This window comes from Alistipes communis (assembly GCF_006542665.1).
GTDB classification, from domain to species: Bacteria; Bacteroidota; Bacteroidia; order Bacteroidales; family Rikenellaceae; genus Alistipes; species Alistipes communis.
This window is the reverse complement of sequence record NZ_AP019735.1, coordinates 387,605-412,268: the sequence shown is the minus strand read 5'-3', so window position 1 is coordinate 412,268 and position 24,664 is coordinate 387,605. Positions and strand designations below refer to the sequence as shown.

General features: G+C 53.9%; 25 protein-coding genes and 1 tRNA gene. 17 read left to right on the top strand and 9 right to left on the bottom strand.

The genetic code is table 11. The annotated features are described in order from the left end of the window. Positions 1-53 precede the first annotated feature (53 nt). Together FMF02_RS01840 and FMF02_RS01835 are read right to left on the bottom strand one after the other, a co-directional pair. On the bottom strand, positions 54-1,847 hold the full coding sequence (locus FMF02_RS01840) for a glycoside hydrolase family 15 protein (RefSeq protein ID WP_019131167.1): 1,794 nt from the start codon (positions 1,845-1,847) through the stop codon (positions 54-56). After that, entirely contained in the window at positions 1,837-4,110 is a 2,274-nt protein-coding gene (locus tag FMF02_RS01835) for a bifunctional alpha,alpha-trehalose-phosphate synthase (UDP-forming)/trehalose-phosphatase (RefSeq protein ID WP_141412022.1), read from the bottom strand. The genes FMF02_RS01840 and FMF02_RS01835 overlap by 11 nt, the downstream gene beginning before the upstream one ends. Positions 4,111-4,372: 262 nt before the next feature. Here FMF02_RS01835 and FMF02_RS01830 point away from each other — a divergent pair, with 262 nt between their 5' ends. Together FMF02_RS01830 and FMF02_RS01825 are read left to right on the top strand one after the other, a co-directional pair. Continuing rightward, entirely contained in the window at positions 4,373-6,193 is a 1,821-nt protein-coding gene (locus FMF02_RS01830; RefSeq protein ID WP_141412021.1) for a glycoside hydrolase family 2 protein, read from the top strand. 343 nt (positions 6,194-6,536) lie between these two features. Further along, positions 6,537-9,326: a family 78 glycoside hydrolase catalytic domain gene (locus tag FMF02_RS01825; RefSeq protein WP_141412020.1), complete on the top strand. Its 2,790-nt coding sequence runs from the start codon at positions 6,537-6,539 to the stop codon at positions 9,324-9,326. A gap of 156 nt (positions 9,327-9,482) precedes the next feature. Here the strand turns inward: FMF02_RS01825 and FMF02_RS01820 are convergent, their stop codons facing one another. The 7 genes from FMF02_RS01820 to FMF02_RS01790 all read right to left on the bottom strand — a co-directional run bounded on the left by FMF02_RS01820 (position 9,483) and on the right by FMF02_RS01790 (position 14,869). After that, positions 9,483-10,892: an FAD-dependent oxidoreductase gene (locus FMF02_RS01820; protein WP_232044686.1), complete on the bottom strand. Its 1,410-nt coding sequence runs from the start codon at positions 10,890-10,892 to the stop codon at positions 9,483-9,485. 408 nt (positions 10,893-11,300) lie between these two features. Further along, complete coding sequence (locus FMF02_RS01815; RefSeq protein ID WP_141412019.1) at positions 11,301-11,891, bottom strand: ORF6N domain-containing protein; 591 nt, start codon at positions 11,889-11,891, stop codon at positions 11,301-11,303. A 61-nt stretch (positions 11,892-11,952) separates the two neighbouring features. Further along, a complete protein-coding gene (locus tag FMF02_RS01810; protein ID WP_162502241.1) occupies positions 11,953-12,267 on the bottom strand; it encodes a hypothetical protein in 315 nt (104 codons plus the stop codon). A 154-nt stretch (positions 12,268-12,421) separates the two neighbouring features. Beyond that, a complete protein-coding gene (locus FMF02_RS01805; RefSeq protein ID WP_141412017.1) occupies positions 12,422-12,937 on the bottom strand; it encodes a hypothetical protein in 516 nt (171 codons plus the stop codon). A 25-nt stretch (positions 12,938-12,962) separates the two neighbouring features. Then, positions 12,963-13,661 (bottom strand): S24 family peptidase, encoded by a 699-nt coding sequence (locus FMF02_RS01800; protein ID WP_141412016.1) that lies wholly within the window; start codon positions 13,659-13,661, stop codon positions 12,963-12,965. Between the two features lie 130 nt (positions 13,662-13,791). Beyond that, positions 13,792-14,181 carry a hypothetical protein gene (locus tag FMF02_RS01795; RefSeq protein ID WP_141412015.1) on the bottom strand — a complete coding sequence of 130 codons (390 nt, stop codon included), beginning with the start codon at positions 14,179-14,181 and terminating at the stop codon, positions 13,792-13,794. 40 nt (positions 14,182-14,221) lie between these two features. Next, positions 14,222-14,869: an XRE family transcriptional regulator gene (locus FMF02_RS01790; protein ID WP_141412014.1), complete on the bottom strand. Its 648-nt coding sequence runs from the start codon at positions 14,867-14,869 to the stop codon at positions 14,222-14,224. A 125-nt stretch (positions 14,870-14,994) separates the two neighbouring features. On the opposite strand from FMF02_RS01790, the gene FMF02_RS01785 reads away from it, so the two are divergent. From FMF02_RS01785 to FMF02_RS01720, 15 genes are all read left to right on the top strand, one after another. Next, positions 14,995-15,228: a hypothetical protein gene (locus tag FMF02_RS01785; RefSeq protein WP_141412013.1), complete on the top strand. Its 234-nt coding sequence runs from the start codon at positions 14,995-14,997 to the stop codon at positions 15,226-15,228. Positions 15,229-15,815: 587 nt separating this feature from the next. Then, positions 15,816-16,088, top strand: coding sequence for a hypothetical protein (locus FMF02_RS01780; RefSeq protein ID WP_141412012.1), 273 nt, complete (start codon positions 15,816-15,818; stop codon positions 16,086-16,088). Positions 16,089-16,278: 190 nt separating this feature from the next. Continuing rightward, the gene (locus tag FMF02_RS01775) at positions 16,279-16,887 is read left to right on the top strand and encodes a hypothetical protein (protein ID WP_141412011.1); all 609 of its coding nucleotides are present in this window, start codon (positions 16,279-16,281) and stop codon (positions 16,885-16,887) included. A gap of 272 nt (positions 16,888-17,159) precedes the next feature. Beyond that, positions 17,160-17,230 (top strand) — tRNA-Gln (locus FMF02_RS01770). Between the two features lie 241 nt (positions 17,231-17,471). Further along, the gene (locus FMF02_RS01765; RefSeq protein WP_019129613.1) at positions 17,472-17,837 is read left to right on the top strand and encodes a DUF2335 domain-containing protein; all 366 of its coding nucleotides are present in this window, start codon (positions 17,472-17,474) and stop codon (positions 17,835-17,837) included. A gap of 1,740 nt (positions 17,838-19,577) precedes the next feature. Continuing rightward, on the top strand, positions 19,578-19,976 hold the full coding sequence (locus FMF02_RS01760; protein ID WP_141412010.1) for a hypothetical protein: 399 nt from the start codon (positions 19,578-19,580) through the stop codon (positions 19,974-19,976). A gap of 1 nt (position 19,977) precedes the next feature. Then, entirely contained in the window at positions 19,978-20,148 is a 171-nt protein-coding gene (locus FMF02_RS13605) for a hypothetical protein (protein WP_162502257.1), read from the top strand. 3 nt (positions 20,149-20,151) lie between these two features. After that, complete coding sequence (locus FMF02_RS01755) at positions 20,152-20,844, top strand: Rad52/Rad22 family DNA repair protein (RefSeq protein WP_141412009.1); 693 nt, start codon at positions 20,152-20,154, stop codon at positions 20,842-20,844. Beyond that, positions 20,841-21,299, top strand: coding sequence for a hypothetical protein (locus FMF02_RS01750; RefSeq protein ID WP_141412008.1), 459 nt, complete (start codon positions 20,841-20,843; stop codon positions 21,297-21,299). Before FMF02_RS01755 ends, FMF02_RS01750 begins: the two co-directional genes overlap by 4 nt. A 2-nt stretch (positions 21,300-21,301) precedes the next feature. Continuing rightward, positions 21,302-21,598, top strand: a complete 297-nt coding sequence (locus FMF02_RS01745; protein ID WP_141412007.1) for a hypothetical protein — start codon at positions 21,302-21,304, stop codon at positions 21,596-21,598. Between the two features lie 153 nt (positions 21,599-21,751). After that, positions 21,752-22,120: a hypothetical protein gene (locus FMF02_RS01740; protein WP_141412006.1), complete on the top strand. Its 369-nt coding sequence runs from the start codon at positions 21,752-21,754 to the stop codon at positions 22,118-22,120. Next, complete coding sequence (locus FMF02_RS01735) at positions 22,117-22,968, top strand: helix-turn-helix domain-containing protein (protein WP_141412005.1); 852 nt, start codon at positions 22,117-22,119, stop codon at positions 22,966-22,968. The genes FMF02_RS01740 and FMF02_RS01735 overlap by 4 nt, the downstream gene beginning before the upstream one ends. A 2-nt stretch (positions 22,969-22,970) precedes the next feature. Beyond that, entirely contained in the window at positions 22,971-23,558 is a 588-nt protein-coding gene (locus FMF02_RS01730; RefSeq protein ID WP_141412004.1) for a P-loop NTPase family protein, read from the top strand. A gap of 125 nt (positions 23,559-23,683) precedes the next feature. Further along, the gene (locus FMF02_RS01725) at positions 23,684-23,950 is read left to right on the top strand and encodes a VRR-NUC domain-containing protein (protein ID WP_244611600.1); all 267 of its coding nucleotides are present in this window, start codon (positions 23,684-23,686) and stop codon (positions 23,948-23,950) included. Continuing rightward, positions 23,928-24,641: a pentapeptide repeat-containing protein gene (locus FMF02_RS01720; RefSeq protein ID WP_141412002.1), complete on the top strand. Its 714-nt coding sequence runs from the start codon at positions 23,928-23,930 to the stop codon at positions 24,639-24,641. The genes FMF02_RS01725 and FMF02_RS01720 overlap by 23 nt, the downstream gene beginning before the upstream one ends. The last annotated feature ends 23 nt before the right edge of the window (positions 24,642-24,664 follow it).

Sequence of the window (24,664 nt, the reverse complement as noted above, 5' to 3'; positions counted from 1 at the left end):
GCGGGGTCTCTTTTCGTATCGAGGCGGGGGGGACGAGGCCGAGCCGCCGGTTCTCAGGGACGGACGAAGGTCAGGCTTCTGTCCTCTTCCGCGAAGAGCACGGCGGTATTGACCAGTGCCAGATGCGAATAGGCCTGCGGAAAATTTCCGAGCAGTTCTTTCGTATCGAAATCGATATCTTCGCTGAACAACCCCACGTGGTTGGCGCAGCGCAGGACTCCGTCGAACAACCGTCGGGCCTCCTCCCGCTCTCCGATGACGAAGAGCGCGCGTATGAGCCAGAACGTGCAGATCGTGAAGGCCGATGCGGGCATACCGAAATCGTCCTCGCTGTTGTAGCGATACATTAGGCCGTCGTGCAGCAGCGCCTCCTTGACCGCCCTTACCGTTCGGCTGTAACGCGGGTCCGTCGCCTCGATGAAACCGTAGGGTTCCATGAGCAGCAGCGACGAGTCCAGCGCCAGGTTGTCGTAGGCTTGCGAGAAACTTCCGATTTCCTCCTTCCATCCGTTTTTCATCACGTCGTCGCGGATGTCGTCGGCCTCCCGCCGCCAGCGGCGGCCGTACTCGTTTTTGCCGAGCAGGTCGGCGACCTTCGCGCCCCGGTCCAACGCCACCCAGCACATCACTTTCGAAGAGACGAACTGGCGGCTCCGGCCGCGGATCTCCCAGATTCCCTTGTCCGGTTTGCGCCACTCTTCCGTCACGGTCGAGAGAATGTTCTTGACCATCTCCCACATGTCCTCGATTTCGTCGAGCGAACCCGGCATCAGGCGGTAGTATTGGTAGATCAGATCCATCAGGTATCCGAACGAGTCGTTCTGCCGCTGGTGGTAGGCATCGTTGCCGATGCGCACGGGTTTGGAGTTCCTGTAACCCGACAGATGATCCAGTGTAGTCTCGGTCAATGTCCGCTCGCCGCGGATGCCGTACATGATCTGGTAGGGCTCGTGCGTGTTGACGAATGTCGACTGGATGAAGCGCATGAACCGGGCGGCCGCTCCGGGGTGTCCGATGCGGAAGAGCGTCTCGATGGACATCGAAGCGTCTCGGAGCCAGCAGAAGCGGTAATCCCAGTTGCGGACGTCGCCGGCGCTTTCGGGCAGACTGGTCGTGAGGGCCGCCAGCACGGCGCCGTTGTAGTAGGACATGAGTTTCAGTGTCAGCAGGCTCCGTTCGATCACGTCGTTGTAATAAGTGAACCTTTTCGTGCGGTTCGTCCAGTTGAGCCAGTAGACCAGCGTGCGGCAGTATTCGAGTTTTTCGCGTTCGATGTCCACCGGAATCACTTTTTCGTTGTGCGACAGCAGGAAGAATTCGTCGCGTTCGAGGACGATCTCCTCCCTCCGTGCGATCTTTCCGAGCGGCAGCGAGGCGTAGAGATAGAGCCGGTTCTTCGGGTCGGAGAGGCTGTGGCTTTCGATGAATTCGGGTGTGACGGTCTGCTCCGTGCGGCCGCGGGCATAGTCGGGCGCAGGGGCGTAATGTACCCGCAGGCGCGGCCTTCCCCTGACCCACCGGACGTAGCGGTAGAGTTCGGGAGGCATGTAGTGTTCGTCCCTGCGCGAACGGTAGCAGGGCATGAAATCGAGTATGACGAACTCGCCCTCGGCGGCCGAGAAGGTCGTGGCGAGAATGTTCGTGTGGGGGATGTAGGCCTGCGAAATGCGGTATTCCTCCGCGACGTCGAATCCGAAGCATCCCCCTTTCCGACGGTCGAGCAGCGATGCGAACACCGATGGCGAGTCGAAGTCGGGCAGGCACATCCATTCGATGGTTCCGCGTGCGGAGACGAGTGCCGCCGTACGGCAGTTGCCGACGACGCCGTAATTCAGATTATTGTCCATATTCCTCGGTTCGGCGGCCGGCCACCAGTTTTTTCAGATTGTTCCATGTCGTGCGGATCGCGTGTTTCACGCCGGCCGGGTCGAAACTGCCGCGGTCCCGGGCGAGGAGTTCCAGCAGAGGAACGACCTCGCTCTGTTCGGGCATATTGTAGCGGGCATGCTCCGAAGCGTTGCCGACCTTGATCGAGAGGGCTCGGGGCGGCAGGGCCGCGAACATGTCGTCGTCGGTGGTGTCGTCGCCGAGCGCAAGGATGAAATCGTAGCGTTCCTGCCGCAGCAGGCGGAGCGTTTCGGAGCCTTTCGTGAAGCGGGGCGACTTGATCTCCACGACCTTGTCCCCTTGCAGGATGTGCAGGTTCAGGCGTGCGCACAGCGGCATGAGCGCGTTGACCAATTGCTGTGCGCGCAACTGTCCCAGCCAGCTGTCGGCTTCGCGGTAATGCCATGCCAGTGCCGTCTGTTTGCGTTCGATGCGCGAGCGGGGCGTCTTCCGTGCGAAGTGTTCGAGCAACGCCGACAGCTTCGGATCCCACGAGGCGGGGCGGATGTTACAACGCCATGCGCCGCGATCCTTGTAGAAGGCACCGTGCTCGGCAGCGAGCGATACGGGCAGTCCGCCGAACCACTTTTCGAGCGTGCCGGAGTCGCGGCCGCTGCAAATGACCACGCGGTTCGCGGCATCCGTTCCCAGCGTACGGAGCAGTTCGCAGAGCCGGTGCGAGGGTACGGCCTCTTCGGGACGGGACCGGATCGGAGCGAGCGTACCGTCGTAATCGAACAGCAGCAGCCGTCGTTTCGCACGACGGTATGGCCCGACGATCTCGGCCGCGACGGTTTCGGACGTCAGCCGTTTGCGGCGTACCGCTTCGTTGCGGCGGCAGACGTCGGCCAGCTCCTTCATGAAATCGGCTGCCCATTTGTTCACGGTCTGCGTCGATACGACGGCCTGCATCCGTTCGATGCGCCGCAGCTGTTCCTCGACGGGCATCGTCAGCGCACGGTGGATCGCCGCCGCGATCTGCTCCGTGTCGTTGGGATTGATCGGCAACGCGTCCGCCAGTTCGACGGCGGCTCCGGCCATTTCGCTGAGGATCAATACACCGGGGTTGTCGTTCTTGACGGCTACATACTCCTTGGCCACGAGGTTCATCCCGTCGCGGAGCGGGGTGACCAGCGCTACGTCGGCGACGTAATACATCGCCGCCAGTTCCTCGAACGAAAAGCCGTGGTAGAAGTAGCGGACGGGTGTCCACTCCATCGTGGAGTAGCGTCCGTTGATCGCCCCGATCTCCTTGTCGATCTCCGTCTTCAAGTCGGCGTAGGAGTTGACACGGTCGCGCGAGGGGACGATCACCATCGCCAGCGTCGCCTGCCCCCGGTATTCGGGATAGCGTTCCAGAAACGAACCGAAGCCGCGGAGCCGATGGAGAATTCCCTTGCTGTAATCCAGCCGGTCGACCGAGAGGATCAGCTTGCGGTCGCCGAACTGTTCCCGTGTCTTCGCGATCAGCGGTTGCGCTCCGGCGTTCGAGGAGATGCCGTGGAAGGCGGCGTAGTCGATGCCCATCGGCAGCGCGTCGACGCGGACGCAGCGGTTGCCGATCTGCGTCTCGTCGAGCCGGAAATCGATGTGCAGCACCCGTTCCGCCGTACCGATGAAGTGGCGCATGTAGTCGTGGGTGTGGAATGCGACCAGATCGGCTCCCAGCACGCCCCGCAGGATCTCGGCCCGTTCGGGCAGGATGCGGAAGAGTTCGTACGACGGGAAGGGGATGTGGTGGAAATAACCGATGCGCAGCGCGGGACGATGTTCGCGCAGCAGTCCGGGCAGCAGCATGAGCTGGTAGTCCTGCACCCAGACGATGTCGTCGGGTTCGATCCGGCGGAGAATCTCTTCGCAGAAGAGCGCGTTGACTTTCCGGTAGGCCTCCCAGAAATCCTTGCGGTAGCGGGTGAACGCGAAGAAATAGTGGCACAACGGCCAGATCGTGCTGTTGCTGTACCCTTCGTAGTAGTTCGCGATCTGTTCCGGCGTGAGGAAAATGGGGTGGAAGTTCATTTTCGCCAGTTCTTCGCGGATGCTCCGCCGGTCTTCGTCGGTCTCTACGTCGACTCCCGGCCAGCCGATCCAATGTTTTTCGTAACGGGTGTGCAGGGCATGGAGACCGGTCGCCAGACCGCCTTCGCTGCGGGTGAAGAGGTAGGCGCCGTCGCGGTGTACGGCTTTCACGGGCAGTCGGTTGGATATGATGTATAATTTCATATGAATAAAAGATACAAAGGGAGCGCCATATCTCTTTTTCAGGTGTCAATATGTTGAATATGAGTGGAGTGCGTTTTTATGGCGGATGCGGAAGACCCTATCGTTTTGAGAGGCGGCGTCTTGAAATGAGAGGGTTCCCGTTCGCTTTTTCTGAAATCGGTGCGCACGTGCGGAGGGGAATTGCGGTCGGGGAATGGATGGCGGGGATTTGGCGGTTGCCGGAATTTCCCTATCTTTGTGGAAACTACAAACCAGCTTTTCTATGAAACATCTTTTGCTGGCGGCCGCGCTGTTCGGCTGCCTGACCTCTGCGGCCGAGACACCGTGGAAACCTGCCGGCGACCGGATCAAAACCCGTTGGGCCGCCGAGGTCGATCCCGCGGCTCCGCTGCCCGAATACCCGCGTCCGACGCTCGTGCGCAGCCGGTGGCGCAATCTCAACGGCCTGTGGAACTATTCGCTCACGCCGGCCGGAGCGGCGGCTCCGGGCGAAGCGCAGGGGCGGATTCTGGTGCCCTTCCCGATCGAATCGTCGCTGTCGGGCGTGCAGCGCGGCGTGACGCCGCAGGAGGCGCTGTGGTACGAGACCACGTTCGAAGTGCCCGCCGCATGGCGCCGGGGCAACGACGTGCTGCTCCATTTCGGCGCGGTGGACTGGCGTGCCGAGGTCTATGTCAACGACCTGCTCGTAGGCAGTCATACGGGCGGATATACCCCCTTCTCGTTCGACATCACCCCCGCGCTTTCGGCCAAAGGGGTGCAGAAGCTGACGGTCAAGGTGACCGATTCGACCGACAAGGGTTTCCAGCCCCACGGCAAACAGGTGCTCGAACCCCACGGCATCTGGTACACGCCCGTGACGGGTATCTGGCAGACGGTGTGGATCGAACCGGTTCCTGCTGCCAACCGTATCGAAGGGATCACGACGCGCAGCGACATCCGCGCCGGCGTCCTTTCGGTCGACGTGAAGACCGCCCGCACGGGCAGCGACCGCGTCTGCGTGACGCTCTCGGCCGATGGCAAGACGTTGGCCGAGCGAAGCAGCATGGCCGGGCAGCCGGTGCACCTCGCCGTCGAACATCCGCGTCTGTGGAGTCCCGACGATCCCTATCTCTACGACCTGACCGTGACGCTCCTGCGCGACGGACGGGTGATCGACCGTGCCGAATCCTACGCCGCGCTGCGCGAGATCGCCACCGGGCGCGACGCCAACGGTATCGAGCGCATGACGCTCAACGGCCGGCCGCTCTTCCATTTCGGCCCGCTCGACCAGGGCTGGTGGCCCGACGGCCTCTACACGGCCCCGACCGACGAGGCGCTGCTCTACGATATCCGGTTCACGAAGCAGCTGGGATTCAATATGATCCGCAAACATATCAAGGTCGAACCCGAACGCTGGTACTGGCATTGCGACCGTGAGGGAATCCTCGTCTGGCAGGACATGCCCAGCGGCGACATGTCGACGGGCAAGTGGGAGCCGCACCGCTACGGCGCGGGAACCGACGCCGCGCGTTCGGAGGAGTCGTTCGCCAATTATTATAAGGAGTGGGGCGAGATCATGGATTTCTGCGGCCGGCATCCGTCGGTGGTGGTCTGGGTGCCCTATAACGAGGCGTGGGGGCAGTACCGCGCCGAGGAGGTGGCCGACTGGACCAAGCGCCGCGACCCGTCGCGGCTGGTCAATCCGGCCAGCGGAGGCAACTACCGCGACTGCGGCGACATGCTCGACCTGCACAACTATCCCGAACCGAAGATGTATCTCTACGACGCCAAGCGGGTCAACGTGCTGGGCGAGTACGGCGGCATCGGCCTGCCCGTCGAGGGGCACCTCTGGTCGGCGGACAAGAATTGGGGTTACATCGAGTTCAAGACCAGGGAGGACGTGACGGATCGCTACGTGACCTATGCCGAGAAGCTCATGGAGTTGGTCGAGCGCGGGTTCAGCGCCGCGGTCTATACGCAGACGACCGACGTCGAGGGCGAGGTCAACGGGTTGGTGACCTACGACCGCGAGGTGGTGAAGGTCGACGTCGACCGGCTGCACGAGGTCAACCGGCGGCTGGTGCGGTCGCTCGACCTTTGAGGCCGGAGAAGACGGTAAGATACGGGGCGTTTCGGCGCCCCGTTTTTCGTGTCCGTTCGCAATTGTATCCCGCGTTCGATTTCTAATCGTTTCGATGTCGCAGGACGATACGGCTGTTTCTCCGCCCCGCGCGGCGGCCTGCAACTCGCCTGAACGGCTCGTACCGTTTCCTCCGCCCGCGGCGAACCGTAGAGGTGCGAGGGGCGGATAGGCTCTCTTTCCTTTCGTCCGAAATGTCAGAATTAGAAATTTAAATGTCAAAAAACATACTCCCCGATCGGCGGAAAATGGCTAACTTGCAATCAAAATGGCTAACGATTAATCTTTAAACGAAAACCTGACGATGAAAAAATGGACAATCCTTCTGCTTGCGCTGCTCTGCTCGACGGCGGGCGCGGCCGCGCAGGATTTTTCGGTGGTGAATCCCCGTTGCGAATACCGCGATGAACCGCTGGGTATCAATACGCTGACGCCCCGTTTCTCGTGGCAGATCAGCGCCCGCGACCGCGGGTTCCTGCAATCGGCCTACGAACTGATCGTGGGCGACGACCGTGCGGCCGTCGCTGCCGGCCGCGGCAATCTGTGGCGGGTAAAGGCCAAGGGCGCGGAGTCGCTCCACATCCCTTACGCGGGCAAGGCGCTCGAATCGGGCAAGGAGTATTATTGGAGCGTGCGCGTCTGGAACGCTGCGGGCGAAGTCTCGCCCTGGATGCCGGTCAACCGCTTCTCGACGGGGCTGATGTCGCCCGACGCATGGTCGGGAGCCCGCTGGATCGCCATGGAGGTGCAGCCCGACAGCCTGCGTCTGGTGCCGGGCGAGGAGTATAACAAACTCACGATCGGCGACCGCATCACGGCACCCAACCGCCTGCCGCAGTTCCGTCGCGAGATCGACGTCCGGAAACCTGTGAAACGGGCCATGGCCTACGTCTCGGGTCTGGGGCAGTTCGAGTTCTTCATCAACGGCGACAAGGTAGGCGACAACTTCCTCGATCCGGCGTGGAGCGACTACGACAAGATCGTCTGCTACGTCCCCTTCGACGTGACCGACCGTTTGCAGCAGGGCGCCAACGTGCTGGGCGTGATGCTCGGCAACGGCATGTACAACGTGCCGCGCGAACGCTACTACAAACTGCTGATGACCTACGGCTACCCGATGATGATTTGCAAGGTGGACGTCGAATATGCCGACGGCACGCACGACGTGATTGTCAGCGACGGCAGCTGGCGCACGACGACCAGTCCGGTGACGTACAGCAGCATTTTCGGCGGCGAGGATTACGACGCGACGCTCGAACGCACGGGCTGGATGAAGCCCGGTTACGACGATTCGTCGTGGCAGGAGGTGCTCTTCACCTCGCAGCGCGGCGAGCTGATCGCCCCGAAGGCGCTGCCGGTGAAGGTCATGGAGGAGTTCCCCGTCTTCAAGATCCGCAAGACCAAATACGGCAAGTGGCTCTACGACATGGGGCAGAACTTCTCGGGCGTGGCGCGTCTGACGGTCAAGGGCAAGCGCGGACAGGCGGTGCGGATGAACACCTGCGAACTGTTCGATCCCGCCGTCGACTCGATCCAGATCCACGGCGGCTACCGCGGCGAGACGCGCTACACCTATACGCTTCGCGGCGACGCGGAGCCCGAGAGCTGGGCGCCGCAGTTCACCTACCACGGCTTCCGCTACGTGCTTATCGACGGCGCCGTGCCGGCGGGCGAACCCAACCCCGAGGGGCTGCCCGAAATCGTGGACGTGCGCGGTCTGCATATCCGCAATTCGACGCCCGAATCGGGAACGTTCGTCTCGTCGAACGACCTGCTCAACAAGACGCAGCGGCTCATCGGCTGGGGCATCAAGAGCAACATGGTGAGCTACCTGACCGACTGCCCGCACCGCGAGAAGTTGCCGTGGTTGGAGCAGCTGCACCTGATGTTCGGTTCGCTGCAATATACGTTCGACATGTTCAGCCTCTACGAGAAGATGCTCGACGACATGGCTATGGCGCAGCTGCCCAATGGATTGGTGCCCGACATCGCACCCGAATACGCGCTCTTCCGCGAGGCGTTCCGCGACTCGCCCGAGTGGGGCAGCGCCTTCGTGCTGGTGCCGCTCTACCTCTATGAATACTACGGCGACGGTACGATGCTGCGCAAGCACTACGAGGCGATGGGCCGCTACGTGGACTACCTGACCTCGAAAGCCGACGACCACATCCTCAAACACGGTCTGGGCGACTGGTTCGACATCGGTCCCAAGATGCCGGGCCGCGCGCAGCTCTCGTCGCTCGCGGCGACGGCCACGCCGATCTACTACATGGATGCGCTGGCGATGGTCAAGGGCGCCGAGCTGCTCGGCAAGAAGAAGGATGCGGAGCGCTGGCAGAAGCTCGCCGATGCGATCCGCACCTCCTACAACGAGAAATTCTTCCATAAGGAAGGTTGCTACTACGACCGCAACAGCCAGACTGCCAACTCGATCGCGCTCTGCGCGGGTCTGGTCGATCCGGAGTACCGCCAGGGCGTGCTCGACAACGTGGTGAAGGACATCCGCAGCCGCAACAACGGCCTGACGGGCGGCGACGTGGGTTATACCTATATCCTGCGTGCGCTCGAAGCGGGCGGCCGGTCGGACGTGATCTTCGACATGAATTCGCGTTACGACGTCTACGGTTACGGCTACATGCTGGCACAGGGCGCTACGGCGCTGCCCGAATCGTGGCAGGTGGTGCCGATCAAGTCGCACAATCACTTCATGCTGGGACACCTCATGCAGTGGCTCTACACCCATGTCGGCGGTATCCGCCGCGACACGGAGGCGCTGGCCTACAAACGGTCGGTCATCCGACCCGAGGCGGTGGGCGACCTGACGATGGCGCGCGTGAGCTTCGAGTCGCCCTACGGGCAGATCCGCAGCGAGTGGTCGAAGGGCGCCGACGGAAGCTTCGAGCTGCTGGCCGAAGTTCCCGCCAATACGACGTCGACCGTGTGGCTGCCTGCGGCCGAGGATGCCGCCGTCTTCGAGAGCAACCTGCCCGTGGAGAAGGTTGCCGGAATCGAGTACCTCGGCTATAAGGAGGGCTGCAAGGTCTACGCAGTCGGATCGGGAACCTATCGGTTCGACGTGCGTCCGCAGAGATAACGACACTGGAAAGGTTTGAATTGGTAAAAGGGAGTGCCGGCACGCAACATTGCGTGCCGGTGCTTTTTGCGGCGCATTCGTCGGCGGAGAACCGAAACAGCGGGGCGGACATCTGTCCGCCCCGCTGTTTGTCCGCTACCGGTTTCGTCGGCCGCGTCAGAGAACCGCACCCAGATCTTTCAGGGTCGAAACGAGTCTGGCCGTATCGATCTCCTGTACGGGGCGGCGGCTCGCGACGCTCTGCGCGGCGGCGACGCCCGCGGCCTGGCCGGTTCCCATGCAGCTGGCCATCACGCGCAGAGAGGCGAGTGCCTGACGGTCGGCCGACAGGCAGCGGCCGGCCACGAGCAGGTTCGGGTAGTTCGGAGCGATAAGGGCCCGATAGGGGACGTAGGCCGGTTTGTCGAGATCGATCCGGGTCTGGTGCGTGCCTTTGCTGGCGTGTATGTCGATCGGGTGGATTCCGCGGGAGATGCTGTCCTCGTAGCGGTAGGCGTTGACATACTCGTCGGCCGTTACCGTATGTACGCCGCATATTCTTCTCGATTCGCGCACGCCGGCCTGCGGTGCGGTGGAGGAGACGTAGCAGTCGGCGAATTCGGCGAAGTTCTCTTTGAGGATGCGCGTGAAGGTGAAGATGTCCTCCCGGAGCTGGCACTCCGCGGCGCTGAAATTACGGTTGTCCGTGGCATCGGCCGCCCTGCGTGTGATGTTCACGGCCACGCTGCCTTTGTGCATGACATTGTTGAACCACGGGCCGCCGAAATCGGGCAGATCGGCTCCGGCCGCCTTCATGGCCAGCAGTTTTTCGCGTACGGGTTTGCACTGGCTCGGTCCGTTGATGCCGTTGTGGTACATGCACCTGTTCAGCAATTCGCTCTCGGTGTCGACTCCCGAAAGGATGAAACAGTACGAGGAGGGTTGCAGCTCTCCGTCCGGATTCGGCTGCATCGGCACGTCGGCCATGTGTGCCAGATCGCCGTCGCCGGTACAGTCGATGAAGACTTTGGAGGCGAGGGTTTCGAGGCCGTTTTTGTTTTCGATAATCACCGTTTCGATTCTCTTCCCCTCCATTTCGCAGCCGATCATCGCCGAGTGCATGTACATGTCCACGCCGGCTTCCCGGATCATCCGCTGACAGCAGAGTTTGTAGAGTTCGACGTCGAAATCGATGTTCGCCTTGGGCCATTCGATGAAAGCGCCGCCCATCGACTCCAATCGCTTGACGAACTCCCAGGGGATTCCTCCGATGACCAGTTCGTTTTTGAGTGCGAATACGCTGATCGGCGCGACGTATCCGATCGTGGCCATCCCGCCGAAGAAGCCGTATCGCTCGACGATCGCTGTCTTCGCGCCTTGCCGTGCCGCCGCGATCGCCGCGATGAATCCCGCAGGGCCGCCGCCTGCGATCACGACGTCGTACCGGCCCGCGAGCGGGGCGAGCTTCCGGATTTTCCGGCTGCCGGCGTCCGATTCGTCGCATGAGAGCAGTGCGGGCGACACGGCCAATGCAGCCAATCCGGCTGCTGCTTTTTTCAGGAAAAGTTTCCTCGATATCTTTTTCATACGGTGTTTGGGAGATTTCTGAATTTCTTTCGGGCGATTTATGCAGGCAAGCTATGAAAAAAATCGCAAATACGCAAGAATCCCGAATCCGGCACCCTTCCGCCGCACGGCGAACGCGCCCGTTCCGGAGGCGTCGTGCGGTATGCCGGGACGGCTGGGTGCGCCTCGTGCGTTCCTGAACCTGTGCAGGTCCGGCCGATATGAACGCTTGCGGATCGGGGAGATCCCTCCCCGATCCGCAAGCGATTCTGTTTCGTGATTCCGTTGGGATTCGAACCCAAGACCCACAGCTTAGAAGGCTGTTATAAACAATTATTTTATTTGCTGTTTACTAAATGTTTACGATATTTATTCGAAAATATTCGAACAACATTAGGATAACATCTGCATCGATCGAGTATAATCTGTCTATTTTTTGAACCCGATTGGCTGAGGAGATTTGCGTGCCTGCGGAACCTTCACGGAGAGTGCCGCAATTGCCTCGTAGATATTGTCGAGCTCCTTACGCATATCCTCCGATAGATCGCTGACCGCTTCGGCGTTGTCCTTGCCTGTCTGCTCCAACAACGCCAGCCGTGCCCGAATTTCGGCCAATTCTGCCGTTACTGTCGTCGTGGTCATGATGTAGTTGCGCATCGCTACGAAAGCCCGCATAATAGCCCTATTTACCCGTATGGCTGTCTCACTGCGCAACACGCTCGAAAGCATTGCAACCCCCATTTCCGTAAAGGCAAAGGGCGGATAGCGACGACCACCCCAATTTGAGGACGCATTTTGTGATGTTAGACTTGAGGTCGCAATTTGCGTCCTCAAAATTTCATATTCTTTTTCCGAGAGTACGAACATAAAATCATCGCCCTCGAAACGCTCAATATTGCGCCTTACGGCCTCTTTCAGCCGCTTTGTCTCCACTTGGTAGAGTTCTGCCAGATCGAAATCCAGCATCACCCGCTGGCCTCGGATTTCGTATATCTTGCTTTGGATGGGTTGCAGTTCCATGAGGTATTGTTAAAATGCTATCGCAAGGGATAAGCCTGCCGAAGAGTCGAGACAAGCGTTATCATCCTTGATGAAAAATGGTTTTTACTTTTGTGATTGTATTTGCATTTTGTATACTATCTGGCATCTCTATTCCAATTAACTCATATAACTTTTTATATTGGGTGATTTTTGCGTTTGCATATTGGGTAAACGCCTGTTCCGTATATCCAACTTTGTATAGTCTATGAATATCCTCTGAAAAAGATTCAATTAAATATTTACTTATCATTTCTGGAGACTCGCCTTTCATCAGCATCGTAGAAACCACCCAATTTCGGCCTCGTTGCGGTTCTTTTACCACAGAAATGCAAATCTTCTTAATGTCATTTGTCATCCTCCATAATTTGAAGAATAATATAATTGACAAGATACCCACCGCCCATACAATTAGCATCATTACAAAAAAAATCTTCCATATCTTATAGTTTTAAAGTTTAGATTAATAGCATTACATCGAATTGATCACCCCATCATCCACATCTATCACATTACTTTTTATGAACCCACCTGCCGATTTTTCCGTTCGAAGAATCGAATTCAAGATAGTTCATTCCGAATATGCGAGCATCTGTAGTGTAGTGGTAATTCTTTATATAATAATTCCCATCTATATTTTCATAGGTAAAGGTGAAATAGGCAACAATATGGAATGCGTCAACTCCATAGTCTTGCGGTCGCTCTTTTAAATAATTCCATTCTTGTAGTAGTGACAAAGATGGTAATCTGGTCTCTTCAGGTGTTTGACCACCATACCCTTTATTGTCTATGAATTCAAGAGAACATCTATTTCCCGATTCATTGATCTCGTATAACGATCTCCAAACTGGAAATCCGTAGGTTTTATCTTCTCCTACATATCGAAAAGGTTCATTATATGATTTCCCATTTTCATGATACGGGAAATACTCTTCGAAAGATTCGTTGGATATAGTGATGACAGTCTCCTTTTCGCAACTGATCCCAACGATCACCATCAAGAATGATAACAGATAAATCTTTTTCATAATACAATATATTGTTGTAATCATCCTATAAAATATTGCGCTTAATTACTCCCGTCACCCGCAATAACCGTCGGACATCTTCAAACGGGATTTCGAATTCAGGGTAGAAATATTCTCCCTCCATTGGGCCGTTCTCATGCTTCATGTGGTTGTCGCTCATGCAGCGGAATGCCTTTTTATCCTTGCTGTAATACAGCCGTTTGAGAAAACGGTTTTCTTCCGTCTCTATCACGTACACAGTTCCGGGTTCAATGAAATGTTCGTTATATTGGCGCAGCCCGATCACGCATCCGGCAGGATAGTTCGGAACCATGCTATTGCCGTAGACACGCATCGCAAATTCGCTGTCTTTGAGCAGGCCGCCTATTTCGATTACACCTACGGGTGCCGTCTGCATCATCTCCATACCGTACTCGGTTCCTGCTGCAACCTCGGCGTCATAATACGGGATCACTCTGCCAGAGCCGATCGTGGTGCCATTGTCTGGTTCATGAGCAATCCCGTTTTTCAGCATTTCACCTTCGCCGGTGAGAAGCCATTCAATGTTGAACTGTGGGTAAGCGTCTATAATGCGGCTTGCTACCTCAGCAGAGATGTTTTTAACCTTTCCGTTTTGAATATCTAATATCCGCTGATATTTAACCCCGACATGTTTAGCAAACGTAGGGGCTTTAATGCCTACGTGATCTAATATTAAATTGATTTTATTTTGTCCCGTCAACATATTTGATCGAATTTTCTATTATATTTGCAATACTATGAAAGTCCTCTGCGTTATATTGTCATTAATTGCTTTCGCATGCTCATGCTATGCGGTATATATAGATTGGTTTTCAAATGTAGATGACTTTTTATCACGATACGAAAAGACTCACAATAGAAATAACAAGTGCAACAAAAGAGATTAATATTGCGCTAATAGACAACCATTTATTTCGTCTCTTTTCTTGTATCGACAATTCTATATCTAACATTGATAATTTGTTATATCTTTCTTTAAGGCGCTCTTGTTCGTAGATATACCGCGCTCCTCCAAGTGCTATAAGGTTGGCTGTTTTGTCAGTCTTTTCTAAGTGTATGTCGGTCTCATGTGCCGCACCATAAGAACAGAGAGACAATATTACACGTTGGGCTTGGGCTTCGTCTGTCGCTTTCTCGTGTATGACATAGAGCATAATGTGTTCGCTTTCTGACATTAAACTGGCCAGAATCATATCCGCAAGAGTTATATCCTTCTCTTCCATTTATACATTCACTATGTCGTATAAGAAAATCTATTAATAATCACAAGGTGTTTTTATGAACGCCGCCTTTAACAAGATATAGCCGAAGAATATCACCTATCTCTATCTCGAACGGGTCGAATTCCTTATTCTCCGATACGCAGAGTACATGAGCGACGTCAGACCCCTTTCGCAGGTATTTTACCATACGGTTGCCGTTCTTGGTTATTATAAGATATACGTTGCCAAAGTCAATGAACGATTCCTTCCACTCTTTAAGAATGATTATCGACCCGCTTTTATAAAGCGGAAACATTGAGTCGCCGTACAGATTGACCGCATCTGTACAGTCGCGGAATTCCGGAATCGCCAGGTCGATATATTGGCTACTCATCATATCATCGAACTGCGTAACACCTCCGGCTGTGGCATCAACATCCACCCAGTAGCGGATCCGGTGGCCGGATGTAGCAACTTCAACGGCGTTTTTCAGCATTTCACCTTCGCCGGTGAGAAGCCATGTAATATCAAGATCGGGAAATTCAATAACAATTTTATTTATCGTGTCCGGTTGAAAGGATTTTCGCATTGCTCCGATATATCCCGAAGATAATCCGACTCGCTTGCAAAATTCTGATTGCGTAATCTTGCTCTTTTTTAGATAATGTATAATTCGCTCTTTTACAGTATACTTCTTGGGTTCTTTCATCTTTTTAGGTAGATTTGTTATTTTTTATTTGGATAATAAATAACAATGTTATATATTTGCATTGTCAAGTTCATAGAGCGGTAACCGTTTCGATAACCGAACGAACAATATTAGATGCAAATATAATGAAGAATCAAGAGATTACAAACAAACTGACCAAAAAGAAGATCCGATTCATCGATGTTGCGCCAGCGATAAAGAAGGAGATCGCCGCAGAGCTGGGGTGTACGGTTGACACTGTAAATAACGCATTGAATCTCACATACCCTACCTATGGCGAACAGCCGGATCGCATCCGCCGAATGGCTCGTGAACGCGGGGGATTCGAGAACACCAAAATCAGGTGGGTGCGTGAATAAAAATTGGTCTTATGGAAATCTTCGCTCTTAGAATATTGATGTGTTCAGCGTGTTTGCTATCGGTGTGTTTTGCGGTATTTGCAATCTTCGTTATGTATTATTTGATCCGCTCATTCCCGATGTTTTTGAATAATGATTATAAAGACCCATATATCCAATACCTTGAACTAAAATATCGGATAAAATTCATTGATACAAACGATCCTGAGAATAACAGCAGATGACAGGAGAAATTTAGAGAGGGCGGAAATTGCCCGCCCTCTCACGGTCAGAAGCTATCTACGCACAGTTCGAACCGTAGTTCTCACAGTCGTGCGAATTTGCGTTCTGACACGAATTTGAATCTTTGCCATGATGCAAAATGTTTAGAAATGAAACATTAGGGATAAAACCCTTCACCCGCTTTGGGCTAAGCCGTGAATACCCGCATCGGGGATTGCATTTGACAAGATTCGAAGCAAATATAGCGAATTTGACCGATTTCTCCTGTTTTTTAGACTATGAAAACAGATATGATATTAACGCCCCGCGGGCGCGGCGGGGTAGAAGGAATGAAGTAGAATTTTTGATTGAAGGTTAATAGAGCGATGAACATCCGAGATATACAGAATGCGCTGATCGAATCGGCCGATCTCGTGGCTTTGGCCGTGTGCCGTCGTAATGCTCCGAAGTCGGACATGATGACACGTCGGAAATTGTACGAGAGCTATCCCAACGACTGGCTCGACTATCATATCAAGCGGAAGAATATCCGGGGAATAAAGGCCGGAGCGGCTAAAAACTCTGCGATACTGTTCAGCCGGCTCGAAGTCGAAGCGCTCCTGAAAGCCGAGAAGATCGACGGGGCAGGATTGAAATGAGAGCGTCCGAAGCCGGTGGTGTTCTTGATTGGAGTTTTTGAGAGAAGGGTGTTTTGCGGCTTCGGGGCTTGGCAAAGGTTTGCGCGCCTCCAATGCGCATAGGCAATCAGTGTGATGATTCCTCACTGTCCTCCGTGAGGCTCGCAGCAGGATGACGGCCGGGAAAGACCGGCAAAAGGTGCCGCATTGGATGGGCTTGCCTGTAAAGGCCGCAGCGGGTTCGAGTCCCGCCGACACCTCAGAGATTTTACTAAAAACAGCGACTAATATGTACTTGGCAGGAAAAAATATCGGTGAAAATTTGGCGGTTTCAAAAGAAGTCGCTATACTTGCAGTGCCAAGACGTCGGCGATTCTTCGAATCAAAGACAGACATACGATTCACCGCAGATAAAGCGGGGTTCTTTTTTGGACGATTTCTTTTCGGAGAAGTCGACGTCTTGGCAGATTTCCAGAAGAGCCTCGCCTCTTTTGTTATATACATACAGCAAATTTTTGTTTCCATAATGCCAAGACGTGACAAAAATTTGACAGCCGACGCCCGTATTGCGTCCGCTTCAACGCCCGCGGCGCGAAAGACCGCATCTGTTACCTCCCGCCTCACGAAGGCGGAGTTGCTGGACATCATCCGCAATGGCCATACCGGCCCACCTCTTACCTACGACGAGTTCTACCGTTGCGCCATAGCAACCGTTTCCCATTGGTGCGTCTGCGTCCGAGAAGGAGGATTTGGCTGCACGTCGACGGACGGCATCAAGAGCAAACTCGAAGTACTTCAATCTATCTATCGTCAGCGGTAATAGATTCTTCATTCCCGTGCCGCTTTGATCGGCGACACGGGAGCCAATAGCCACCCGCAGAGGTGAGGGGTTTGGTGCTCTGGCAAAATCACCCCAGCCCGCAAGGGCAGAAAGAGTATCGGGTAGGCCGATAATACCCAAATCGGCGGGTCGTGGGCAAGACTCGAAGAGACAGCCCCGCGACGGCGAATAGCCGAAGCGCAACAAACCGGCATAGGCTCCGAAGCTGCGACGACACGAGCGGCAAGGACCACCGGGACAAATGAATCCAGTGCGCCGTGGTGTAGGGGCAACACGTCACCCTTTGGAGGTGAAGTCGCAGGTTCGAATCCTGCCGGCGCGACAAAAACAACTGTTTGCACAATAACAGCACATTTTTTGTGTTATCATAATAAAAGTGTATATTTGCAAGGGAGATATTATTATGAAAAATCTTTTTGTCATATTTTTAGACAGCGTTTTGTATTTCTTTTCATTGGCAGAGAATCCGATAGAGAAATGCCGCAAACAGCGTCAAGAAAGGACAGACACAGAAAACATGGCGCAGGATTGGTACAATGTAGGAAACGACATAAGACGAGCGTATGAGAAATACAAATCCTGTTAAAGAAGTCGTTCAAGTTCAGCAACATTATTCGGGACCACTTCCCCAGCCTGAATCTTTGGCCCAATATGATCAAATTGTTCCTGGAGCCGCAGAGCGTATTATAAAAATGGCAGAGAAAGAAATGGAGCATAGACATCGCGTGGAAGATTCAATGACAAGGAGTGCCATTCGCAGTACCTTTTTAGGAATAATCTTCGCTTTCATGTCTGTGTTGATTCTATCGGGATCGGTAGTCTACGCTTTGTATAGAGGATTCGATACCGTAGCCGGATACATCGCTGTCGGGTCCATCGCTGCTGTGGCTGGTGTATTCATTTTCTTCAAGGCAAAGAAAAGTCGGTAGTCTATTTTAATTTCTTTTTTCTAAGGCATCCAAGCGATGCCTTTTTTCATTTCTTTTTTTGCAGTTTCAAAATGAATCGCTATATTTGCAATGCGAGATCGATACGATGATCGTATCAAAAGAACATAATTAACGCTTGTAATAAAGCGTTGCCCTTTGTCCACTTCTACTACGGTAGTCGTGTCGGTCTCGCAAACTGATAGGGGCAACGCCTTTTTTATTGCCCTATACATACAAACTTTTAACTGACAATGCGAGACCAAGTTAAAAGTAGCCGACCCGCGAAGAACAGTAGCGGGGCTACATCTGTACCTTACCCGTACAGTCATCTCACGAAAGCCGACCTTATCGGCATTCTTCACGGAACTACATCTAATCCGCTCTCTGCTGCGCATTTCTACCGCTGTGCAGCAAGTATCGTCTTTCGTTGGTGCGACAACGTTATTACCGGAGGTTTTGCCTCGGTGCATAGCGTTAAGGATCAGTTGTCATCACTGGAAAAACTTTACAAAAACCGATAGTCATGGATTCATTCGAATTGAAGCCCGCGCCTCTCTGGAAGAGAGTAGCCGGTTATTTCTGGTGCATGTGGTATAAACGAGTCCATACTCAGCGTCGCAAACGCGATCTGTTCCTCTATCGAGAGCGCAAACGTCTCTCCGAACCTCATAAACTTTATCAGATATGAAACGACTAATAAACTACATCAAAAATCTATTCGGGGCCGATGTGAGACTCCGAAAGTGGTGCTTGACGCAATCTAACGACAGACTACCGTACTATATGGTAGTCAAGCATGCGGACAATATGTATAATTGGATCAAGAGCGGGAAGATTCCCTTATAGCCTGTACAACATCGTCGTAGTTGTCCGATGAAATAATAGGAATCGGGCGGTTATCGCTGCCGCATCTTTTTAGATGAATCATTGTTCCGTCAGTGGTAGCCGTGATGTAGGAAATCTCGTCGATACAAATAAGCACCTTCCTGGACGATTCGGTTACTTCGATAAAACCATTCATAAAGCGAGCAAATTAGTTTGACGAATCAAAGATAGGAAAAACGAGGGCCGTTCGCAACCATAAAGCGAAATAGTTTGACAGCCATTCGTGGCGGGCGGCCCTTTTAAGCTATTAAACAGCGATCAATTATGTACTCCATTGTAAAAAATATCGGTGAAAATTTGGCGGTTCGAAATAATTGCGTACCTTTGTTGTGCCAGATAGTCGTATCAACGACAACAAAGTACATACGAAGCCTATTTAATTTGGGCGTATCCTTGTCCGCTTCTGCTTTTCGTAGATGCGACTGTCTGGCGACAAAAGGGGTACGTCCTCTTTTTTATGCATATATTAAACTTTTAACGACGTTATGCCAGACAGTGTTAAAAGTACCAGCCCGAAGCAGAGTAAGGCTGTTACCTCCCGTCTTACGAAGGCGGAACTTATCCAAATTATCTCAACCGGTCACATCGACCCGCCACTCACTTACGACGAGTTTTATCGTTGCGCCATCGCGACGGTAGCGCGGTGGTGTGTCCGTGTCAAAGAAGGCAACTTCGCCTCTACGTCGACGGACGGCATCAAGAGCACGCTCGACACCCTTTGTCGTATCTATCGAAACCGATAGCCTATGGCCGAGCTTGTGATCCTTGTTCTTTTCTCGTGTGCGATCCTGGCCGCCTACGGGTTTGCGGCTGCGCACCGTGATAGCTTCGATAAACTCTTCGACAAACTATTCAATGAGCACTAAGATGAACCAGACCTATTCAATCCCGCTATCGAAGACCGATATATACGACATCTATCCTTCGAAATTGGGGCGGTCGCACGATTATACGACATCGATAACCCTTACAGTTGCAAAATCTATCTTCAATGATCTGCGCGAGCAGGTCGGTCAGACTAGCAGGGGCGACTACGACGGCGAGAGAGTCGAGACCGACTTCGACCTCTACCATGTGGAAGCGGTTCGCCACTACGAGGTGTGTAAAGATGTCGATGGATCCGGCGCTCCTCTGCTGGACATCCGCCGAGACGATATAGAAATCGTAAACGTGATGGATTTCGACTACGGAGATATGTCGTTTCCGGCGATTGTCGACAAACTCAACTACTACGGAAAACATAACAATCTATAAAATGAAAACACGCATTGAGGTGAAGAGCCGTGCCACGGGCAAGGTCATCGCCAGCCACGAGGAGAACCGCCGCATGACGGCCAAAGAGATCGAGAAAGCCAAACGGGACTGCCTGCGCAATCTCGATTTGGCCAAAGTCACGGCACCGGAAGTAACATACATAAAAGATTAGTATATGGAGATGAACAGGGAATTACAGACACTGAACAGCGAACAACTCCGCCAGCTGTCACTCCCGCTTCCGGCGGAGGCCGTCACGCCGCACCCGACGAAAAAGTTTCTCTCGTCGATCAAGTCCATCTACGTTACGGAACGCTTAAACGAAGTATTCGGTGTCGGACGCTGGCGCATCGAGACGGATGCCGTGGAAAAGCAGGAACGCATGGTCGTCGTGAAGCTGAAATTTTCGATCCCGGATTACGGCATCTACTACGAGTGCTACGGCGGCAATGACAATCCGGATCTGGGAGATGCCTACAAGGGCGCCACGACGGACGCCATTACGAAAGTGGCCTCGTGGCTGGGAATCGGAGCCGACGTTTTCAAGGGGAAGTACACGAATGGCAAATTCCAGGCGGCTGCACAGAATACCAAGCCGGCACAACCGGCTGCTCCCGACCCGATACCGGCTGCCGCACCCGCGCCGGTGGCACCGAAGAAACGGATCACGGCCGATATGCTGAACGATCCGATCTTGCGCGATCAGTTCATGCGCTGGGCGTACAAAGGTAGTAGGACGGTCAAAGACCCGACGAAATTCGATGTCATCGCCTTCCTTCGTCGCACTTACGATGCGGACGATACGACGGCGGTAGTCTTCGCCAAATTTTACGACGAATATCTAAACAGTAAACAGCAGAAAAGATGAACACGCAGCCGATATTGATACGCGAGACGAGCAGCCCCGCGGAGCTGGCGAAGCTCGCCGTCGACGCCGTCACCCGCGGAGAGGTCGATCCGCTCGTCGCTTACGAGAATATATCCCGCATGGAGAAGGCGATCGAGCTGTTCAAGAAGTCCGAAGAGGTGCGCGACATTACGTTGCACGAACTGGCTAAATACGGACACGGGAAAACATCCTCGGACTGTACGATCGAAGAGGTGGAGGCTGGCGTCAAGTACGACTACTCGGGCTGTAATTGCCAGGCTTTGGACGACCTGTACAAAATGCGTGATGCGGTCATGGCCGACATCAAGGAGAAGGAGAAGATATTGCGGGCGTTGCCGGCCTCCGGCCTGACGGATCCCGCCACGGGCGAAATCTTCTATCCTCCTGCGCGAAGCAGCAAGACGACACTTAAAGTAACCTTCAAAAAACGATAGCAATGGCAGATTTTATCAATGTATCGCTCTGCGTGAGCGATATTCCCAGAGACAAAATTTTCGTCGCCGAAAACGGCAAGAAGTACATTTCGATATGCGTTTCGGAGCTTCGCCAGCCGGATCAGTACGAGAATACGCACTGCGTATTCATCCGTCAGAGCAAAGAGGAGCGCGAACGAAAAGACGCGCGCACGTATGTCGGCCGTGGCAAGTCGGTTATCTTCCGTCCTGCGGAACCTACGCCGGATCAAGTCTCCGATTTGCCCGTAGCGGATAATACGGATGATCTTCCCTTCTGACGATGGATATGCGGATTACCGATGCGGAGGGGCGGGAAGCGCTCCGCATCCTCCGCGTCCTGTCCCGCATCCGCTGGCATACGTTGCTGACCGCAAAGGAATGGGATGCGTTACGCCGCGGAAGGTTGTTATTGAAGAAAATAAACAAACGTCATGACAAGGATCGAACAGATACGCAGGGAGGCGCGAGACATCCAGAATCTTCTTGAATGCACGACTTTTTCCGACATCGATTCGATGGTGGGGCGGCTGGATCAACTGGGTGTATATTATGCTCGCAGCGGGGCGTTGCTGAGCGAGGTGGTCGGGATGCGCGATGCAGCTGTGGCCAAGCTGTTTCACGACGAGAAAGAGACTATTCTCAGCCTTTCCCCGTCGCTTGCGAACAAACTGATCGGCAGTGCGTCTTCCGAGCTGAATGCCCTTGAAAAGTGGCTGGATCGGATCAATGCGGCGTGCAAGCACCAATGCGACAACCTTCGCACGATGATAAGTTTCGAGAAAGAGAGGATGCGATTATGAGCTATATAGACCTGATACGCAAATTTTGGCAATTGGATGCAACGTGGCAATTTGGCTGCTGTGAATCGAGGCTTTACTTCTACCTTGTAGAACAAGCGAATCGGTTAGGCTGGCCGAATAGCTTCACGCATTCCGACAGAAGGCTGTCCGAGAATGTAGGGGCGTCACGCAATGCAATTTCGAGAGCAAAAAACCGATTAGAGCAAGCGGGTCTGTTACATATCATAACGGGAGGACGCGGGAAGGGGAACCGCACAGCTTTTTCATTCGTTGAAGAACCGAATCCCGAATCAGGCATCGTTTCAAATGGTTCAATTGGCTTAAATATGAGCCAAAACATGAGCCAAAACATGAGCCAAAAACGGAGCCAAAAACGGAGCCAAAACGAAGGCGATACTTCTTGTATAGAAGATAGACTAGACAAGAATAATATTACCCCCTATAATCCCCCTAATGGGGAGACAGTCGTACTACCGCCCTTCTCGGAGAAGGCAGAGGTAACTGACTCCTCCAACACCCTCCCCCAGTTCCGCGGCACCCCCTCCCGCGAGTTCTTGGAGTTTCAACAATGGATTTCGGAAAATGCACCGCGAGTCGCGAAAATGAAAGAGCCTTTTTCCGAGGCGCAATTCTCGGCTTTAAAAGAGGCTTATGCTCTTGACTTCATCTGCGACCTATTGCGCGCGATGCATAACTACGAACCCTTGCTGAAACGCAATCGTTCGGCCTATCTGACATTTCTGAATTGGGCGCGTCGGCGTAATGAAACGTCGTTGCCCCGTTCGAACACTCGGCATCCGGCTACGACCTACCATGCAAAACCGACTCAACATTATGATGAATTCTGAATATGTCTTACGAAGAAATACTCAAACAACTACAAACTGAGGGTAATCCGGTTCCATGCGCACGCTTCCGGTTTCGGATACCCGATGCGCGGACGGAATTGAAAAACGCGCTGGTTACTGTGCTGTCGGCAATGGGAGAACGATTGGTATGGCTTCCCGAATACGACAAGGTTGCAGCGTGGTTGTCGGATAACAACGGTAAGGGACTTTTGCTGTTCGGTAATTGCGGACGCGGAAAATCCCTGATAACCCGCTACGCCATTCCCATGCTGTTGCGCAAGTTCGCTAATCGAATCGTTACGGTCGTGGACTGCGGAGCGCAGGACGTATGTATCGACGAGGTATTAAAACGCAAGTTCATCGCATTGGACGATATAGGTGTAGAGGTGGATCGCGTCGAATTCGGTACACGCCGGAATGTGGTAGTCGAGATCGTGAACAAGGTGCAGGATAACCCCGATCGGATGGTTATAGCTTCCTCAAATCTGTCGGGTGAAGGCATCAAGGAACGCTATGGTGACCGGATATATGACCGTATTAAATACCTGTGCTATCGTGTTGCGTTCAATGGAAACAGTCTGCGCAAATGAGGCACGTTGAATCTCGTATACAACAGTCGTTCGTCCGCTGGTTCCGGATGCAATATCCGTCCTATGCACTATGTCTGACGAGTGTCCCGAACGGCGGACTCCGGAGTAAGACCGAAGCCGCAATCATGAAGGCCGAAGGTATGACGGCCGGTGCTGCGGATTTGCTTCTGCTCGTTCCGAGGGGCAAGTACGGATCGCTCGGTTTGGAGTTCAAGACACAGGGAAAGGGCAGTCGTCAGAGTGCCGTACAGAGAAGATGGCAAGAGTCCTTTGAGACTGCGGGGAACAAGTATGTTGTAGTTCGCACGCTCGAAGATGCTATTGCTGCCGCAAATCAATACATGAATCCGGATAAACAAATTTACCACAATGGAATCAACGAAACAGATTAAAATCGAAATCCGCAACCGTTGGACTGGCTCGGTCGTATTTGAATACACGAAAGAGGGAAACACAATCACCGAAACGGTTTTGGAAGCTATTAGGCGCGGTGCTGATCTGCGCGATACCGACCTGTACGGTGCCGACCTGTGCAATGCTGACCTGCGCGGTGCCAACCTGAGCGATGCCGACCTGTGCGATGCTGACCTGCGCAGTGCCAACCTGAGCGATGCCGACCTGTGCGATGCCGACCTGTACGGTGCCAACCTGAGCGATGCCGACCTGTGCAATGCTGACCTGCGCGGTGCTGACCTGCGCGGTGCTGACCTGCGCGGTGCCAACCTGTGCGGTGCCAACCTGCGCGATGCCAAAGGATGTTATCTATCATGCCCGACCGAGGGTAGTTTTATCGGTTGGAAAAAAGCCTCTGGGTGTATCGTAAAGTTACGGATTCCGGAAGATGCGCGACGCAGTTCGGCAACGGGACACAAATGCCGTTGCGATAAAGCATACGTCATGGAGATTCAGAACATGGACGGCACCAAGGCAACTGAGGATACCGTTCGTTCCGACCATGACCAAAACTTCGTCTACACCGTCGGTGCCACAGTCGAAGTTCCGGATTTCGACGATAACAGGTGGAGCGAATGCGCACAGGGTATTCATTTCTTTGTCGATCGCAGGGCAGCGGTGGAGTACTAATGACGCACGGCTCTCTATTCAGC

What these genes read in the sequence shown, in the direction of transcription:
- FMF02_RS01840 (WP_019131167.1), bottom strand. Translation starts at nt 1,847, where the DNA reads ATGGACAATAATCTGAATTACGGCGTCGTCGGCAACTGCCGTACGGCG.
- FMF02_RS01835 (WP_141412022.1), bottom strand. Translation starts at nt 4,110, where the DNA reads ATGAAATTATACATCATATCCAACCGACTGCCCGTGAAAGCCGTACAC.
- FMF02_RS01830 (WP_141412021.1), top strand. Translation starts at nt 4,373, where the DNA reads ATGAAACATCTTTTGCTGGCGGCCGCGCTGTTCGGCTGCCTGACCTCT.
- FMF02_RS01825 (WP_141412020.1), top strand. Translation starts at nt 6,537, where the DNA reads ATGAAAAAATGGACAATCCTTCTGCTTGCGCTGCTCTGCTCGACGGCG.
- FMF02_RS01820 (WP_232044686.1), bottom strand. Translation starts at nt 10,892, where the DNA reads ATGAAAAAGATATCGAGGAAACTTTTCCTGAAAAAAGCAGCAGCCGGA.
- FMF02_RS01815 (WP_141412019.1), bottom strand. Translation starts at nt 11,891, where the DNA reads ATGGAACTGCAACCCATCCAAAGCAAGATATACGAAATCCGAGGCCAG.
- FMF02_RS01810 (WP_162502241.1), bottom strand. Translation starts at nt 12,267, where the DNA reads ATGACAAATGACATTAAGAAGATTTGCATTTCTGTGGTAAAAGAACCG.
- FMF02_RS01805 (WP_141412017.1), bottom strand. Translation starts at nt 12,937, where the DNA reads ATGAAAAAGATTTATCTGTTATCATTCTTGATGGTGATCGTTGGGATC.
- FMF02_RS01800 (WP_141412016.1), bottom strand. Translation starts at nt 13,661, where the DNA reads ATGTTGACGGGACAAAATAAAATCAATTTAATATTAGATCACGTAGGC.
- FMF02_RS01795 (WP_141412015.1), bottom strand. Translation starts at nt 14,181, where the DNA reads ATGGAAGAGAAGGATATAACTCTTGCGGATATGATTCTGGCCAGTTTA.
- FMF02_RS01790 (WP_141412014.1), bottom strand. Translation starts at nt 14,869, where the DNA reads ATGAAAGAACCCAAGAAGTATACTGTAAAAGAGCGAATTATACATTAT.
- FMF02_RS01785 (WP_141412013.1), top strand. Translation starts at nt 14,995, where the DNA reads ATGAAGAATCAAGAGATTACAAACAAACTGACCAAAAAGAAGATCCGA.
- FMF02_RS01780 (WP_141412012.1), top strand. Translation starts at nt 15,816, where the DNA reads ATGAACATCCGAGATATACAGAATGCGCTGATCGAATCGGCCGATCTC.
- FMF02_RS01775 (WP_141412011.1), top strand. Translation starts at nt 16,279, where the DNA reads ATGGGCTTGCCTGTAAAGGCCGCAGCGGGTTCGAGTCCCGCCGACACC.
- FMF02_RS01765 (WP_019129613.1), top strand. Translation starts at nt 17,472, where the DNA reads ATGAGAAATACAAATCCTGTTAAAGAAGTCGTTCAAGTTCAGCAACAT.
- FMF02_RS01760 (WP_141412010.1), top strand. Translation starts at nt 19,578, where the DNA reads ATGAGCACTAAGATGAACCAGACCTATTCAATCCCGCTATCGAAGACC.
- FMF02_RS13605 (WP_162502257.1), top strand. Translation starts at nt 19,978, where the DNA reads ATGAAAACACGCATTGAGGTGAAGAGCCGTGCCACGGGCAAGGTCATC.
- FMF02_RS01755 (WP_141412009.1), top strand. Translation starts at nt 20,152, where the DNA reads ATGGAGATGAACAGGGAATTACAGACACTGAACAGCGAACAACTCCGC.
- FMF02_RS01750 (WP_141412008.1), top strand. Translation starts at nt 20,841, where the DNA reads ATGAACACGCAGCCGATATTGATACGCGAGACGAGCAGCCCCGCGGAG.
- FMF02_RS01745 (WP_141412007.1), top strand. Translation starts at nt 21,302, where the DNA reads ATGGCAGATTTTATCAATGTATCGCTCTGCGTGAGCGATATTCCCAGA.
- FMF02_RS01740 (WP_141412006.1), top strand. Translation starts at nt 21,752, where the DNA reads ATGACAAGGATCGAACAGATACGCAGGGAGGCGCGAGACATCCAGAAT.
- FMF02_RS01735 (WP_141412005.1), top strand. Translation starts at nt 22,117, where the DNA reads ATGAGCTATATAGACCTGATACGCAAATTTTGGCAATTGGATGCAACG.
- FMF02_RS01730 (WP_141412004.1), top strand. Translation starts at nt 22,971, where the DNA reads ATGTCTTACGAAGAAATACTCAAACAACTACAAACTGAGGGTAATCCG.
- FMF02_RS01725 (WP_244611600.1), top strand. Translation starts at nt 23,684, where the DNA reads ATGAAGGCCGAAGGTATGACGGCCGGTGCTGCGGATTTGCTTCTGCTC.
- FMF02_RS01720 (WP_141412002.1), top strand. Translation starts at nt 23,928, where the DNA reads ATGGAATCAACGAAACAGATTAAAATCGAAATCCGCAACCGTTGGACT.